Origin of the sequence: Halioglobus japonicus, from assembly GCF_001983995.1 — a bacterium.
Classification (GTDB): Bacteria; Pseudomonadota; Gammaproteobacteria; order Pseudomonadales; family Halieaceae; genus Halioglobus; species Halioglobus japonicus.
Genome location: NZ_CP019450.1, coordinates 3255523 through 3269301, shown reverse-complemented (window position 1 = coordinate 3269301; position 13779 = coordinate 3255523). Strand labels below are relative to the sequence as shown.

The following is a 13779-nucleotide window of genomic DNA, read 5'->3' as shown; positions in this document are numbered from 1 at the left end:
TCGCCACGCTTCAATCGTGGTTTTGCCACGGTGGCGATTTTCAATACAGGTTCCCTGATCTGGAGACCTGTTATGAAAACCGAACGTTTACCCCAAACCTTACAGCGCGAGATGTTCGACTTTGGCGGACCCTTGCTGTGGTTGTGTTTCCGTTGCCTGCCGGTGCTGCTACTGGCGGGTATTTCGCTATTGTTACTGGTCAGCACAACGGTGCGGGCCGAGAGCACGCTTAATGATGCCGAAACCGGCCAGCTGTACTTGCAGGGCGATGCCCCTGGGTACCAACCCGCCGTGCTGCACGGCAGCAGCATGTCTGTTGATGCCTCCGGGATGATCGCTGTGGTCACGCTAAAGCAGGTCTTCAGTAACCCCTCCGATCAATGGCGAAAGGGAGTTTATGCCTTTCCACTGCCCGATGACGCGGCGGTGCGGGCCATGGAAATGCGTATTGGCGAACGTCGGATTATCGGCGAGATCCGCGAGCGCAAGGAGGCGCAAAAAGCTTACAAAAAGGCTCGCGAAAGTGGCAGGAAAGCATCGTTGGTGGAGCAACAGCGCCCCAATTTGTTTACTAACCGGGTGGCCAATATCGGCCCTGGCGAGGAGATCGAGGTTACGCTGGAGTATGTACAGCCGATAGCCTACCGCGACGGTGTGTTTGCGCTGCGTCTGCCCACGACGATCACGGCGCGCTACATCCCCGGTGGGGCGCTGACTGAGCCTGCGCTTGACGATGACACGCCAATGACGGTGTTGCCTGCCCATGGCTGGGCGAGGGCCACATCACAGGTGCCGGATGCGGCAGACATAACGCCTGTGCAGCACCCGCAGCCCGGCGCTGACGGCGCGCCCCACAATCCGGTGGTCATCGATGTGCGTCTGGATCCCGGTGTCCCACTGGCGGGGGTGGAGTCGCTGTACCACGACGTGGCCCTGAGCCGCAGTGGTGGCGTTTACACGATCACGCTGGCCACAGGGAAGGCTGAAATGGATCGAGACTATGTCCTTGAGTGGCGTCCCGCGACCGGCAGTAAACCTGCCGCCGCGCTATTTACCGAGCAGGTGGACGGCCAGTATTTTGGTTTGCTGATGGTCGTGCCGCCGGCCCTGGAGCGTGTGTCTCCTGCCACGCCCAGAGAGATGATCTTCGTGGTAGATACTTCCGGCTCCATGGGCGGTGTGTCGATTCGTCAGGCCCGCGAGAGCCTGCACGAAGCCCTGCGTATGCTGCGGCCTGAAGACACCTTCAACATTATCGCGTTCAGCAGTGATTATCGCAGTTTGTACCCGCGTGCCGTGCCGGCCAGCCGTCACCACCTGCAGCAGGCGCAGGAGTTTGTGCGCCACCTGGACGCTAATGGCGGTACGGAAATGTTGCCAGCGCTGCGCGCTGCGCTGCAGCCAATCGGGGAGCCGGACGAGTTCACGCCGCATGCCAGTCTGCGGCAGGTAGTGTTTATTACCGACGGGGCAGTGGGGAATGAGGAGGCATTATTTGCAGAGATTCAGCATCTGCTGGGTCCCAGTCGCCTGTTTACGGTGGGTATTGGTGCTGCACCCAATAGCTGGTTTATGCGCAAGGCCGCAGAGTTTGGTCGCGGCACATTTACCTTCGTCGGTGATGTCGGGCAGGTCAGTGAGAAAATGACCGCCTTGTTTCGTGAGCTGTCCAGCCCGGTAGCGGTGGATCTTGCGGTCAGTTTACCCGAGGGCGCCGATATGTGGCCCCAGCGGCTACCTGATCTGTATCGCGGCGAGCCGCTGCTGATTGCAGTGAACTTCGGTACACAACTGCCTGCTGATGACGTCATTGTCAGCGGTACCATTGCCGGGCAGGCATGGCAGCGACAACTGGGTTTTGGGGGGCAGATCCACAACAGATAGCGCAGCATGAGGGTGTCGCCTCCCTGTGGGCCCGGCGCAAAATTGAGGGCTTGCTGGACGACAAGGTACGTGGCGCCGACCCCGACACCATTCGCGCCGCGGTGCTGCCCCTGGCGCTTGCGCACCAGTTGCTAAGCCCCTACACCAGCTTTCTGGCGGTGGAGCAGCCTATTTCCCGGCCCGCTGAGTCGCCGCTGCGCAGCCATCCGGTACCCAACTCGCGGCCCCAGGGGCAGACGAGCCAGCCTTCCGCGGCCGCGCAAACTTATGCCTACCCGCGCGGGGCGACTACTGGCCCGGCGAAGCTCTGGTTTGGCGCTCTGCTGATGTTTGTGGCGCTGCTGGTGCGGGCTGTCCGCGGGGAGGGTGCCGATGCCTGATCTGCTGTGGCGAGCGCTGTGGCCATTGCTGCTGCTGGTGGCCCTACAACAGTTGGGTGGGGCAGGGCTGATTCATGCCAAGGCCTGGCTGGCGCCACTGCTTATGGAGCGCGCCTTCGCCGAAAGTGCGGCTCGTGGCGGTGCGGCGGTGCGACCCTGGCCATGGGCAGATACCTGGCCGGTGGCCGAACTGCGGGTACCCTCAATGCGTATCTCGCGCATGGTGCTCGCCGGTGATAGCGGTAACGTGCTGGCGTTTGGTCCGGGTCATAGCGCGGGTTCTGCGCCGCTGGGTGGGTCCGGTGAGAGTGTGATCGGCGGGCATCGGGACACCCACTTCGGCTTTCTTGAGCAGGTCACTCCGGGCACGCCTGTACTGCTGCAACTTGCGGATGGTCGCGGGGTGCACTATCGAGTGGTCGCCACGGAGGTTGTCGATACCCGCCGTCATGCCCTGCAGACAGGTGTCAATGAAACACGCTTGCTGTTGGTCACCTGCTATCCCTTTGATGCGCTCGACAGCAATGGGCCGCTTCGCTATGTCGTTACCGCCGAACCTGTGGCGCGTATGCATTTGTAGTGATATTTGCCCGTGGCTGTGGTTACGGGCGCTGCTATAATGCGCCGTCTTTCTGGTGCCCGAGCACAATGTTATGTCTGCTTACAAGCTGAAGCCGCTGGACTCCGTGTGGATGATGATGGAGACCCCTGATACCCCCATGCACGTTGGCGTATTGGCGATTTTTCGCAAGCCTGCCAAGGCCGGGGTAAATTACACGGCCGATCTGGCCGCGCAATTGCGTGAAGCCAAAGCTGTGGCCCCCTGGAATTGTCGCGTCAGTGGCAGCCTGAATCGACAGCTTGTCGAAGACGATGAATTTGAGCTCGACTACCATTTTCGTCGCTCAGCCCTGCCTGACCCCGGTGGTGAGCGGGAACTGGGACGCATGGTGTCGCGCCTGCATAGCAATTCGCTGGACCGTTCCAGGCCACTGTGGGAATTCCACCTGGTGGAAGGTTTAGAGAACCATCGCTTTGCGTTCTACATCAAGATCCATCACACCCTCGTGGAGGCAGTAAACGGCGTGCCAGCGCTGCTTTCGACCCTGGCGAGCAATGCGCGGGCTCGCAATGTTCTGCCGATCTGGACCACGCCGCTATCTGCCTCGGGTGCCGGCGGTGACCTGATCGAAGAGTTTGCCGGCAGCGGCGTGGAAGAGGCGATTGAGTCTGCTGGCGCGCTGGGGCGCGCCGCGGTGGAAATGGCTCGGGGCGCCTTACAGCCAGCCGAGCGCAACAGTTTCCTGTTTCCCCGGGGAACGCCTCGCTCCACCCTGAACCGACGCATTAATGCCCAGCGCCGTTTCGCCACCCAGCAGATTGAGCAAGGCCGTATCGAGGCTCTGGCCGAGGCCACGGACAGCACGGTTAATGAAATGCTCACCTACCTAATGGGGAGTTCGCTGCGCCGCTTTTTCAAGGAGTACAACGCGCTGCCGGACGAGTCGCTGGTGGGTATGATGCCGGTGTCTCTGCAGGAACGCGGCCAGCATCTGGCGGGCAATGCCATCGCCGGCCTGCGAGTCTCCCTCGGGACTCATCTCGGTGATCCGCTGGCGCGCCTGGAGTCAGTGAAAACGTCTATGCAGGAGGTGCGTCAGGATCGCGCCTCGCTGCCGGAAGATGCCGTCACCTCATATGTGATGCTGCGCGCTGCGCCGCTGTATGCGAGCCAGGTGGGCGCTCTCGGCCGATTCATTCCGCCGCTGTACAACCTGGCCGTCTCCAATACGCCGGGCGCTGAAAAGCCGCTGTACTTCAATGGCGCGCGTCTGGAAGCGGTATACCCGATGGCGCAGCTGATGCAGCACAGTGCCCTCAGCGTTGACTGTGTCAGTTATAACGGTCATTTCAATATCGGATTTACCGGTGCCCGCGATACCCTGCCGCATTTGCAGCGCATGGCCGTATATGTGGGTAAGGCCTTGCAGGATCTTGAAGAACTGGTTGCGAGCGGGGAGGTCGCCTGATGAATAAACTGGCCAATACCCTGATTCAAAAGGGCCTGGAACTGAATCACCGCATGGCCTCGTCCACGGCCAATAGCGTCGACTGGCTGTTCAAGCGCGATACCCTGATCAAGTCCGGACGCACCTGGTTTGAACTGGTGCACGATGGCGACCTGATGTCGGTGCGTTACTACGAACTGCCGGATGATGACGAAATTGAACTGGTCGATGGGACCCGTCTGCCGATTGAGCGACAGCAGCACGCGCTGCCGCTGGTGTTGATTCCACCCCTGGGCGTGACGACCGAAACCTTTGATCTGATGCCCCAGCGCAGCCTCGTCCGTTACATGGTGGCACGCGGCTTCAAGGTGTACCTGGTTGACTGGGGTAAGCCCAGAAAGGAACACGCCCACCTGGGCATGCTCGATTATTGCGACGACATGATGGGTACCGCGCTGGACAAAATCCGGCGCCATTCTGGCATCCAGGAACTGTCGTTAATGGGTTGGTGTATGGGCGGCCTGTTCTGCCTCATGTACCAGGGGCTTAATCAGGATCCCAATATCCGCAACATGATTACTGTGGCCAGCCCGATTGATCTGGAAAGTGGCAAGGGTGTGGTCGGCATGGTGGCCGGTGCGGCCCAGGCGCTGGATGGCCCTGCCCAACTGGTGAGTAACTACACCAACCTGCGCCTGAATACCCTAGACCCGGCGCGCCTGTCGCTGCCTGACTGGGCCACCACGATTGCCTTCAAGATGACAGACCCGGTGGGCAGCGTAGCCACCTACTGGGATCTCATGACCCGGCTGTCAGATCGAGAGTTTGTTGAATCGCACTCCACCACCTCGGATTACCTCAATCACATGCTGCGGTATCCGGGTGGTGTGGTCAGGGACATGGTGGGCAGCGTCAACGAAAACCAGATGGCCAATGGCAAGGTTTACATTGGCGATACGGTGGCCGATATCGACGAGATCCGCTGCAATTTGCTGGCATTTGCTGGTGAAACGGATGCGTTGGTGCACCCTGATGTGGCCGGCGCTATTGTCGATGTGGTCGCGTCAGAAGAGCGCGAATTCCGCGTCGCCCCTGGCGGCCACATGGGGGTGATTATTGGCAGCAAGGCCCCCAACGCCGTGTGGAAAGAATCCGCCGACTGGCTGACGCCGCGTTCTGAAGCCAAGCCCGTGAAGAAGAAACGCAAGGTCGCGACTCGAAAAGTTGCCGCCAAGCCAAAGGCCCGCGCGAAAGCTAAGGCCAAAGCTAAGACCAGAACCAAGGTGAAACCAAAGCTACGGTAGTCCCAAGGCCGTCCTGTTTGGATAGCCTTCATGTGGCATCGAGTGCGTTAGATAACGGATTTCGGAGCCCATGAAGGCGCCGCCAGCGCAGTTGCTGTCGCGGTAATTCTGCCCCTTTCAATTCCACAGCCATTACCTGATAATGCGCGTCCCCCGGTTGGGGGGCAGGCGGCCGTTCACCGAGCGAATTCCAGTGTAAGGGGTTACTCGAATGGTCGCCAAAAACCAGCCATACCCATTGAATGCTGGCGATATCTGTCGCTGGTGATGACATGTGGCCTTTAGTAGGGGTCACCACTGACACAAGGAAAGCTCATGCCTGTTATTACTCTCCCCGATGGTTCCCAGCGCGCGTTTGATGCGCCCGTCACTGTTATGCAAGTCGCCGAAGACATCGGCCCCGGTCTCGCCAAAGCGACCCTGGGTGGCCGTGTGAATGGCGAGCGTCGCGACACCGTTGACCTGATCACCGAAGACGCAGAACTCGCTCTGTTCACCGCCCGTGACGAAGACGGTCTGGAAATCATTCGCCACAGCTGTGCCCACCTTATCGGCCACGCTGTGAAGCAGCTCTGGCCGGATGCCAAGATGGCGATCGGCCCCACCATTGAAAACGGTTTTTACTACGATATCGATCTCGAACATCGCCTGACCGATGCCGATATCGAAACGCTGGAAGCGCGCATGCGTGAGCTTGCTGCCACGGAATATGAGGTCGTGAAAAAGAAAGTCGATTGGCAGACCGCCTACGACACTTTCCAGGCCCGTGGCGAGAATTACAAGATGGAGATTCTCGACCAGGATATCGCCAAGGACGACCAGCCCGGCCTGTATCATCACGAAGAATACGTGGACATGTGCCGCGGCCCCCACGTGCCCAACATGCGCCACTGTCAGCACTTCAAACTGATGCGCGTATCCGGTGCCTACTGGCGCGGTGATCACGACAACAAGATGCTGCAGCGTATCTACGGTGTGGCCTTTGGCGACAAGAAGTCCCTGAAAAAGTACCTGCAAATGCTGCAGGAAGCGGAAAAGCGCGACCACCGTAAGATCGGCAAGAAGCTCAACTTGTTCCACACCCAGGAAGAAGCCCGGGCATGGTGTTCTGGCATCCCGCCGGTTGGAGTGTGTACCAGACGGTAGAGGACTACATGCGCGAGCAGCAGCGTCGCCACGGCTACCAGGAGATCAAGACGCCGCAGCTGGTCGATTTGACCCTGTGGGAAAAGTCAGGTCACGCTGACAAGTTCGGCGACGACATGTTCATGCTCAAGTCGGAAGAGCGCGACTTCGCGGTCAAGCCCATGAACTGCCCCTGCCACGTGCAGGTGTTCAACCAGGGCCTAAAGTCCTACCGCGATCTGCCGCTGCGCCTGGCGGAATTCGGCTCCTGTCACCGCAATGAACCCTCGGGTTCGCTGCACGGCATCATGCGTGTGCGCGGTTTCACCCAGGACGACGCCCACATCTTCTGTACCGAGGAGCAGATCCAGCCCGAGGTGTCGACCTTCATCGACTTTCTGCACGAGGTCTACAAGGACTTCGGCTTCGACGATGTAATCTACCGCCTCTCGACCCGCCCGGAAAAGCGGGTGGGTACCGATGAGGACTGGGACCGCGCCGAAAAGGCCCTGGCCGACGCGCTGAATGCACATGACCTGCCCTGGGAAGAGCTGCCCGGCGAGGGCGCCTTCTACGGGCCCAAGATCGAGTTCTCACTCAAGGACTGCATTGGTCGGGTGTGGCAGCTGGGCACCATTCAGGTGGACTTCTCCATGCCGGGCCGTCTCGACGCCCAGTATGTGGCTGAAGATGGCTCTCGCAAGGTGCCGGTAATGCTGCACCGCGCGATTCTCGGCTCCTTTGAGCGCTTTATCGGTATTCTGATCGAGCACTACGAGGGTAATTTCCCGGTCTGGCTGGCGCCGGAGCAGGCGGTGGTACTTAATATCACCGACAAGCACGCGCCCTATGCCGAGGAAGTGGTCGCCAAACTGCAGACCCAGGGGCTGCGAGTGTCTGCGGACCTGCGCAACGAAAAGATTGGCTTCAAGATCCGCGAACACACCATGCAGCGGGTGCCATACCTGCTGGTTGTGGGTGGCAAGGAGATGGAGGAGGGCGCTGTCGCGGTCCGTACTCGCCACGGTGAAGACCTCGGTTCGATCAGTGTTGACGATTTTGTGGCGCGAATATCGGCTGAGGTGGCTGCACACAGCTAACACGTGGCCAAATAGGCCCCTTGAGAACCCTTGTAAAACAAAGGGTTCGGGCCAGATTTGGGGTTGAGAAAGCTGCTCAACCTCTATACAATCGCGCGTCCGAATGACGTGTGGGTGGTTTCCATGGGTTATTTGTTGCAATTTACAGTGGAGAATCAGCATTAAGAGAGATAGCAAAGGCGCCGCCAAAAAGGCGCTGACCAACGACCAGATCACGTCGGACCCGGTCCGACTCATTGGTGCCGATGGCGAGCAGGTGGGCATTGTGTCCCTGTCTGAAGCCAAGGCGGCGGCGGAAGCTGCCAGTATGGATCTCGTATTGATCGCTGATTCCGATCCCGCAGTCTGTAAGGTGATGGACTACGGGAAGCACATCTTTGAAGCGAAGAAGCAGAAAGCGGCCCAAAAGAAAAAGGCCAAGCGGACTCAAATCAAGGAAATGAAGTTTCGTCCAGGGACGGAAGAAGGAGATTATCAGGTAAAACTACGCAACCTGACACGTTTCCTAGAAAACGGCGATAAGGCCAAAGTCACCCTGCGTTTTCGCGGGCGTGAAATGGCTCACCAGGAAATTGGCATGGAGCTACTCAAGCGAGTAGAAGCTGATCTGGCCGAGTTGGGTGGTGTCGAGCAATTCCCGAAAATGGAAGGCCGACAGCTCACTATGGTTATTGCCCCCAAGAAGAAGAACTGACGGCTTGTGACGCCCCAGTTTCTCAGTGTTTAACTTGCAAATGCGGAGTATTTGATATGCCCAAAGCAAAAGTTCACAGTGGTGCAGCCAAGCGGTTCAAGAAGACTGCTGGCGGCTACAAGCGCAAAAGCGCACACAAGAGTCACATCCTGACCAAAATGACCACCAAGCGGAAGCGTCAGCTGCGTGGAACCTCCATGATTCACAAGAATGATGAGGTTCTGATCGATCGTATGCTGAAGACCAAGTAACCGGTTATAGGAAAGGAGTAGACTAATGCCTCGAGTAAAACGTGGTGTGGTGGCTCATCGCCGTCACAAGAAAATCCTGAAGCAGGCCAAGGGTTACTATGGTGCCCGCAGCCGTGTCTTCCGTGTTGCCAAGCAAGCCGTTACCAAGGCTGGCCAGTATGCATACCGTGACCGCCGTCAGCGCAAGCGTCAGTTCCGCGCGCTGTGGATCACTCGCATCAACGCCCAGTCTCGCGCCAATGGCCTGAGCTACAGCCGTCTGATCAATGGCCTGAAAAAGGCTGACATTGCCCTGGACCGTCGCGTACTGGCGGACCTGGCTGTGCATGACAAGCCGGCTTTTGCAGCGATCGTGGAGCAAGCGAAGGCCCAACTGGCCTAAGCCCACCCCGCCGCAGTGATGTTGACTGCGGATTCGCTGGCTACACTGTAAAACCAAAAGGGAAAGGGCCTCGCTCTTTCCCTTTTTTATTTTAATTCCGTCATCCCCGCGCAGGCGGGGATCCAGAAAGGATGGGAATATGCCTCGGGCTTCACTGGATCCCCGCCTGCGCGGGGATGACGGCCTGAGATGAAATCGAGACCAAAAAATGGAAAACCTCGAAGCCTTGGCCGCCGAAGCCAAAGCCGCAATCGAAGCAGCCAACGACGGCGCCGCGCTGGAACAACTGCGTGTAGATTACCTGGGTAAGAAAGGCCAGATCACCGGCCTACTGAAAGGCCTGGGCAAACTGTCGGCGGAAGAACGTCCCGCTGCTGGCGCCCAGATCAACGTCGTCAAGCAGGAGCTACAGGACCTGATCGGCGCGCGCAAAACCGCGATGGAAGCTGCGGCGGTCGAAGCGCAATTGGCTGCCGAAACTATCGATGTGACCCTGCCGGGTCGCGGCCAGACCACGGGCGGCATTCACCCGGTAACCCGCACTATGGAGCGCATGGAAGAGTTTTTCGCTGCTATTGGTTTCGAGGTCGTCGAGGGTCCTGAGGTAGAAGACGACTACCACAACTTTGAGGCGCTCAATATTCCCGCTCACCACCCGGCGCGGGCCATGCACGACACCTTCTATGTGGATGAGCACACGGTATTGCGCACGCACACCTCTCCGGTGCAGGTGCGGGTGATGGAGTCCCAGCAGCCGCCACTGAAAATTATCTGTCCGGGCCGCGTTTATCGCTGTGACTCGGACCTGACTCACTCGCCCATGTTTCACCAGGTGGAAGGCCTGCTGATCGATGAGCAGTCCAGCTTCGCCGACCTCAAGGGCATTATCGAGCGCTTCCTGCAGGTGTTCTTCGAAAAAGACCTGGAAGTGCGCTTCCGCCCCTCATTCTTCCCGTTCACTGAACCCTCTGCGGAAGTGGATATTCAGTGTGTGAACTGCGGCGGCGAAGGCTGTCGTGTGTGCAGCCATACTGGCTGGCTGGAAGTGCTGGGCTGCGGCATGGTGCATCCGAAAGTACTGGAGTACTCCAACATCGATCCGGAAAAGTATTCCGGCTTCGCCTTCGGCATGGGCGTGGAACGCCTGGCCATGCTGCGCTATGGCGTGAACGATTTGCGCCTGTTCTTCGACAACGATCTGCGATTCCTCGAGCAGTTCTAAGCCACCGTATTCTGGAGTAAGTGAAAAGTGATTATCAGTGAACAGTGGCTGCGCGAATGGGTCAGCCCTGCCATCAATACCGAAGACCTCGCCCACCAAATTACCATGGCGGGCCTGGAAGTAGACGCGATCGACCCCGTGGCCGGTGACTTTTCCGGCGTAGTCGTCGCGGAAATTATCTCTGCGGAGCAACACCCTGACGCAGACAAGCTGCGTGTGTGTGAAGTGAATGCCGGAGGTGAAACAGTACAGATCGTGTGTGGTGCACCGAATGCACGCGCCGGCCTGAAAGCGCCCCTGGCTGCGGTCGGCGGTGTTTTGCCCGGTAACTTCAAGATCAAAAAAGCCAAGCTGCGTGGTGTGGAATCCTTTGGGATGCTCTGCGCCGAGCAGGAACTGGGCCTGTCGGACGAGAGCGATGGCCTGATGGAACTCGCTGCGGACGCGCCGGTAGGTACCGACATTCGCGAGTACCTCGGTCTGGACGACCAGGTGATCGAGATTGGCCTGACCCCCAATCGTGCCGACTGCCTTGGCGTGGCGGGCATTGCCCGTGAAGTGGGCCTGCTCAACGATGTGCCGGTCAACGCCCCCGAGATTAATGCCGTAGCGGCCAGTCACCAGGAGAGCTTCCCGGTAGAACTGGTGGCGCCTGAGCGTTGCGCCCGCTTTGTGAGCCGGGTGATTCGCGGCATCGACGTGAGCAAACCCAGCCCACTGTGGATGCAGGAGAAACTGCGCCGGGTGGGTCTACGCTCAATCGATGCGGTGGTGGATGTGACCAACTACGTCATGATGGAACTCGGCCAGCCCATGCACGCCTTCGACTACAGCAAATTGTCGGGCGGCATTCGCGTGCGCCTGGCAGAGCAGGGCGAGGAGCTAGAGCTGCTCGACGGCCAGACTGTTGAGTTGAACGACGATACCCTGGTGATTGCCGACCACGACAAAGCCGTTGCCATGGCGGGAATTATGGGCGGCCAGGCCACAGCCGTGTCAGACGCCACCACCGACCTGTTCCTGGAAGTGGCCTTCTTCACGCCTGAGCTGATGGCGGGCAAGGCTCGCAATTACGGCCTTCACACCGACGCCTCGCACCGCTTTGAGCGCGGGGTTGATTTCAAGTTGCAGGCCACGGCTATGGAGCGTGCCACGCAACTGCTGCTGGATATTGTCGGCGGCGATGCTGGGCCGCTGTGTGAGGCCGTTAGAGAGGAACATCTGCCAACGCGTCCCGATGTCAGCCTGCGCGCTGCCCGAATCAAGAAAGTACTGGGCTTTGAGATGGACAGTGCCGAGGTCGAGCGGATTCTGTCCGGCTTGGGGCTGGGCGTTACCACGACAGCAGATGGCTGGACTTGCACTGTACCCAGCTGGCGTTTCGATATCGCCATTGAAGCCGACCTGCTCGAAGAGCTGGCGCGCGTGTACGGCTACAACCGCCTGCCGGTCAGCCACATCAAAGCCGATCTTATCTTGCCGGAAAAGACGGAGACTGAGCTCGGTATTCGTGGCCTGCGCCAGCACCTGGCAGCGGCGGGCTACCAGGAAGCGATTACCTACAGCTTTGTCGATCCCAAGTTACAGCAGCTGTTTGATCCCACACTGGACCCTGTGGCCTTGACCAACCCGATCTCGGCGGATATGGCGGTGATGCGCACCAGTCTGTTGCCTGGTTTGCTGACCGCGTTGACGCGCAATACCAAGCGCCAACAGCCCCGCGTGCGTCTGTTCGAGACTGGCCTGCGCTTCCTGCCCGGGAGCGAGGGCCTGGTACAGGTGCCCACCCTGGCCATAGTGATCACGGGCGATCAACTGGAAGAGGGTTGGGCCGAGAAGGCTCGCCCGGTCGACTTCTTCGACCTCAAAGGGGATATCGAGGGCCTGCTGGCACTGACCCGTGCCGCCAACACCTTCGCGTTTGCTCCCGGTCAGCGCGATGCGCTGCACCCCGGCCAGACAGCGCTGATCAGCCGCGGCGGCGAAGCCATTGGTTTCCTCGGTGCCCTGCACCCATCCGTGGCTAAGGAGCTGGGGGTGAGCGGCAGCGTCTACGTAGCCGAAATCACCCTGTCGGCGGTGCTTGAGTCGAAGCTCCCGGCCTTTACCGAGCTGTCCAAATTCCCCGAGGTTCGCCGCGATCTGGCGGTGCTGGTGGACAAGGAAGTGCCAGCCTGTGACATCCTGGCAAATGTTCGAGCGTCAGCGGGCACTTACCTCACAGACTTAACCCTCTTTGATGTGTATGAGGGCAAAGGCATTGATCCTAAACGAAAAAGTCTTGCTTTAGGTTTGACATTCCGGGATTCTTCGCGCACTCTTAGTGACCAGGACGTGAATCTAGCGGTAGAGCAAGTGGTTGATTCGCTGGAAAAAAATTATAAGGCCGAGCTTAGGAACTAGGTAAGGGAACGTGACTGCGCTGACAAAATCTGAAATGGCGGAACGCCTGTTTGAGGAGCTTGGGCTCAACAAACGGGAAGCCAAAGAGATTGTTGAGCTCTTCTTCGAGGAAATCCGCGCGTGCCTCGAAAACAACGAACAGGTGAAGTTGTCGGGTTTCGGCAACTTCGACCTGCGCGACAAGAGCCAGCGCCCCGGACGCAACCCCAAAACCGGCGAGGAGATCCCCATCTCTGCTCGCCGCGTTGTTACCTTCCGCCCTGGGCAAAAGCTGAAAGCCCGAGTAGAAGAGTATGCTGGAACCGAGCAACAACCATGAATTGCCCGCGATCCCGGGGAAGCGTTACTTCACCATTGGCGAAGTAAGCGAACTCTGCGCAGTTAAACCCCATGTGCTGCGTTACTGGGAGCAGGAATTCCCGCAACTGAAACCCGTCAAGCGTCGCGGCAACCGCCGCTACTATCAGCGCGACGACGTCCTCACCATCCGCCAAATTCGCAGCCTGTTGTACGATCAGGGCTACACCATTGGCGGTGCCCGTCAGCGCATGACCGACGAAGATGACGGTGCCGCCGGCCCCGAAATCCAGGCTGTGATTCGCGAGACGATCGAAGAGTTGGAAGAACTGCTCAAAACCCTGTCACCGGGCAAATAAGTATTTGTAAGCAGGGTGGTTTTGAGTATAATGCCGGCCTCGCAAACAATGCGATTCTCGGGCGTAGCGCAGTCTGGTAGCGCACCACACTGGGGGTGTGGTGGTCGTAGGTTCAAATCCTGCCGTCCCGACCAACTCATAAAAAAAGGCCACCCTTTTGGGTGGCCTTTTTTTATGAGCCGGCGGCCCGGCGGGTTTGTTCTGTAGCGATCGCCAAAAGCGATCGCGTACCCAGGTTCACAAATTCTCCCCACCGGAGAATTTGCAACGAGGCGCAAAGCGCCGAAGCCCGCAGGGGCAGAACAGCCCCAAGGCTGTTCTGATTCAATCCTGCCCCTACACCCATAGCCGAAACGCACCCTTTTGGGT

12 protein-coding genes, 1 tRNA gene and 1 pseudogene are annotated in these 13779 nt (G+C 59.0%); all 14 read left to right on the top strand.

Annotation, left to right across the window (positions count from 1 at the left end):
• The first annotated feature begins 72 nt into the window (after positions 1 to 72).
• The 14 genes and pseudogenes from BST95_RS15415 (at position 73) to BST95_RS15350 (ending at position 13544) form a co-directional block, all read left to right on the top strand.
• Complete coding sequence (locus BST95_RS15415; protein WP_084200419.1) at positions 73 to 1884, top strand: marine proteobacterial sortase target protein; 1812 nt, start codon at positions 73 to 75, stop codon at positions 1882 to 1884.
• On the top strand, positions 1839 to 2264 hold the full coding sequence (locus BST95_RS15410; RefSeq protein WP_157114497.1) for a hypothetical protein: 426 nt from the start codon (positions 1839 to 1841) through the stop codon (positions 2262 to 2264). Before BST95_RS15415 ends, BST95_RS15410 begins: the two co-directional genes overlap by 46 nt.
• On the top strand, positions 2257 to 2844 hold the full coding sequence (locus tag BST95_RS15405) for a class GN sortase (protein WP_102106105.1): 588 nt from the start codon (positions 2257 to 2259) through the stop codon (positions 2842 to 2844). The genes BST95_RS15410 and BST95_RS15405 overlap by 8 nt, the downstream gene beginning before the upstream one ends.
• A gap of 73 nt (positions 2845 to 2917) precedes the next feature.
• Positions 2918 to 4294, top strand: coding sequence for a wax ester/triacylglycerol synthase family O-acyltransferase (locus BST95_RS15400; protein ID WP_102106106.1), 1377 nt, complete (start codon positions 2918 to 2920; stop codon positions 4292 to 4294).
• Positions 4294 to 5577 (top strand): alpha/beta fold hydrolase, encoded by a 1284-nt coding sequence (locus BST95_RS15395; protein WP_084200416.1) that lies wholly within the window; start codon positions 4294 to 4296, stop codon positions 5575 to 5577. The genes BST95_RS15400 and BST95_RS15395 overlap by 1 nt, the downstream gene beginning before the upstream one ends.
• Positions 5578 to 5892: 315 nt before the next feature.
• Positions 5893 to 7802, top strand: a pseudogene (gene thrS / locus BST95_RS15390) (threonine--tRNA ligase).
• Positions 7803 to 7905: 103 nt separating this feature from the next.
• Entirely contained in the window at positions 7906 to 8496 is a 591-nt protein-coding gene (gene infC, locus BST95_RS15385; RefSeq protein ID WP_205737288.1) for a translation initiation factor IF-3, read from the top strand.
• 56 nt (positions 8497 to 8552) lie between these two features.
• Complete coding sequence (rpmI, locus tag BST95_RS15380) at positions 8553 to 8747, top strand: 50S ribosomal protein L35 (RefSeq protein ID WP_066048269.1); 195 nt, start codon at positions 8553 to 8555, stop codon at positions 8745 to 8747.
• A gap of 25 nt (positions 8748 to 8772) precedes the next feature.
• The gene (gene rplT, locus BST95_RS15375; protein ID WP_066048266.1) at positions 8773 to 9129 is read left to right on the top strand and encodes a 50S ribosomal protein L20; all 357 of its coding nucleotides are present in this window, start codon (positions 8773 to 8775) and stop codon (positions 9127 to 9129) included.
• 208 nt (positions 9130 to 9337) lie between these two features.
• On the top strand, positions 9338 to 10351 hold the full coding sequence (pheS, locus tag BST95_RS15370; RefSeq protein ID WP_084200415.1) for a phenylalanine--tRNA ligase subunit alpha: 1014 nt from the start codon (positions 9338 to 9340) through the stop codon (positions 10349 to 10351).
• Positions 10352 to 10378: 27 nt separating this feature from the next.
• Positions 10379 to 12754, top strand: a complete 2376-nt coding sequence (gene pheT, locus BST95_RS15365) for a phenylalanine--tRNA ligase subunit beta (protein WP_084200414.1) — start codon at positions 10379 to 10381, stop codon at positions 12752 to 12754.
• Positions 12755 to 12764: 10 nt separating this feature from the next.
• Positions 12765 to 13073 carry an integration host factor subunit alpha gene (gene ihfA / locus BST95_RS15360; RefSeq protein WP_007228977.1) on the top strand — a complete coding sequence of 103 codons (309 nt, stop codon included), beginning with the start codon at positions 12765 to 12767 and terminating at the stop codon, positions 13071 to 13073.
• Entirely contained in the window at positions 13048 to 13410 is a 363-nt protein-coding gene (locus BST95_RS15355; protein WP_084200413.1) for a MerR family transcriptional regulator, read from the top strand. The genes ihfA and BST95_RS15355 overlap by 26 nt, the downstream gene beginning before the upstream one ends.
• Positions 13411 to 13468: 58 nt before the next feature.
• Positions 13469 to 13544: transfer RNA gene (locus BST95_RS15350), tRNA-Pro, on the top strand.
• Positions 13545 to 13779: the final 235 nt, after the last annotated feature.

Coding starts and splice junctions, on each gene's coding strand:
- BST95_RS15415 (WP_084200419.1), top strand. CDS start 73: ATGAAAACCGAACGTTTACCCCAAACCTTACAGCGCGAGATGTTCGAC.
- BST95_RS15410 (WP_157114497.1), top strand. CDS start 1,839: ATGGCAGCGACAACTGGGTTTTGGGGGGCAGATCCACAACAGATAGCG.
- BST95_RS15405 (WP_102106105.1), top strand. CDS start 2,257: ATGCCTGATCTGCTGTGGCGAGCGCTGTGGCCATTGCTGCTGCTGGTG.
- BST95_RS15400 (WP_102106106.1), top strand. CDS start 2,918: ATGTCTGCTTACAAGCTGAAGCCGCTGGACTCCGTGTGGATGATGATG.
- BST95_RS15395 (WP_084200416.1), top strand. CDS start 4,294: ATGAATAAACTGGCCAATACCCTGATTCAAAAGGGCCTGGAACTGAAT.
- infC (WP_205737288.1), top strand. CDS start 7,906: ATGACGTGTGGGTGGTTTCCATGGGTTATTTGTTGCAATTTACAGTGG.
- rpmI (WP_066048269.1), top strand. CDS start 8,553: ATGCCCAAAGCAAAAGTTCACAGTGGTGCAGCCAAGCGGTTCAAGAAG.
- rplT (WP_066048266.1), top strand. CDS start 8,773: ATGCCTCGAGTAAAACGTGGTGTGGTGGCTCATCGCCGTCACAAGAAA.
- pheS (WP_084200415.1), top strand. CDS start 9,338: ATGGAAAACCTCGAAGCCTTGGCCGCCGAAGCCAAAGCCGCAATCGAA.
- BST95_RS15355 (WP_084200413.1), top strand. CDS start 13,048: ATGCTGGAACCGAGCAACAACCATGAATTGCCCGCGATCCCGGGGAAG.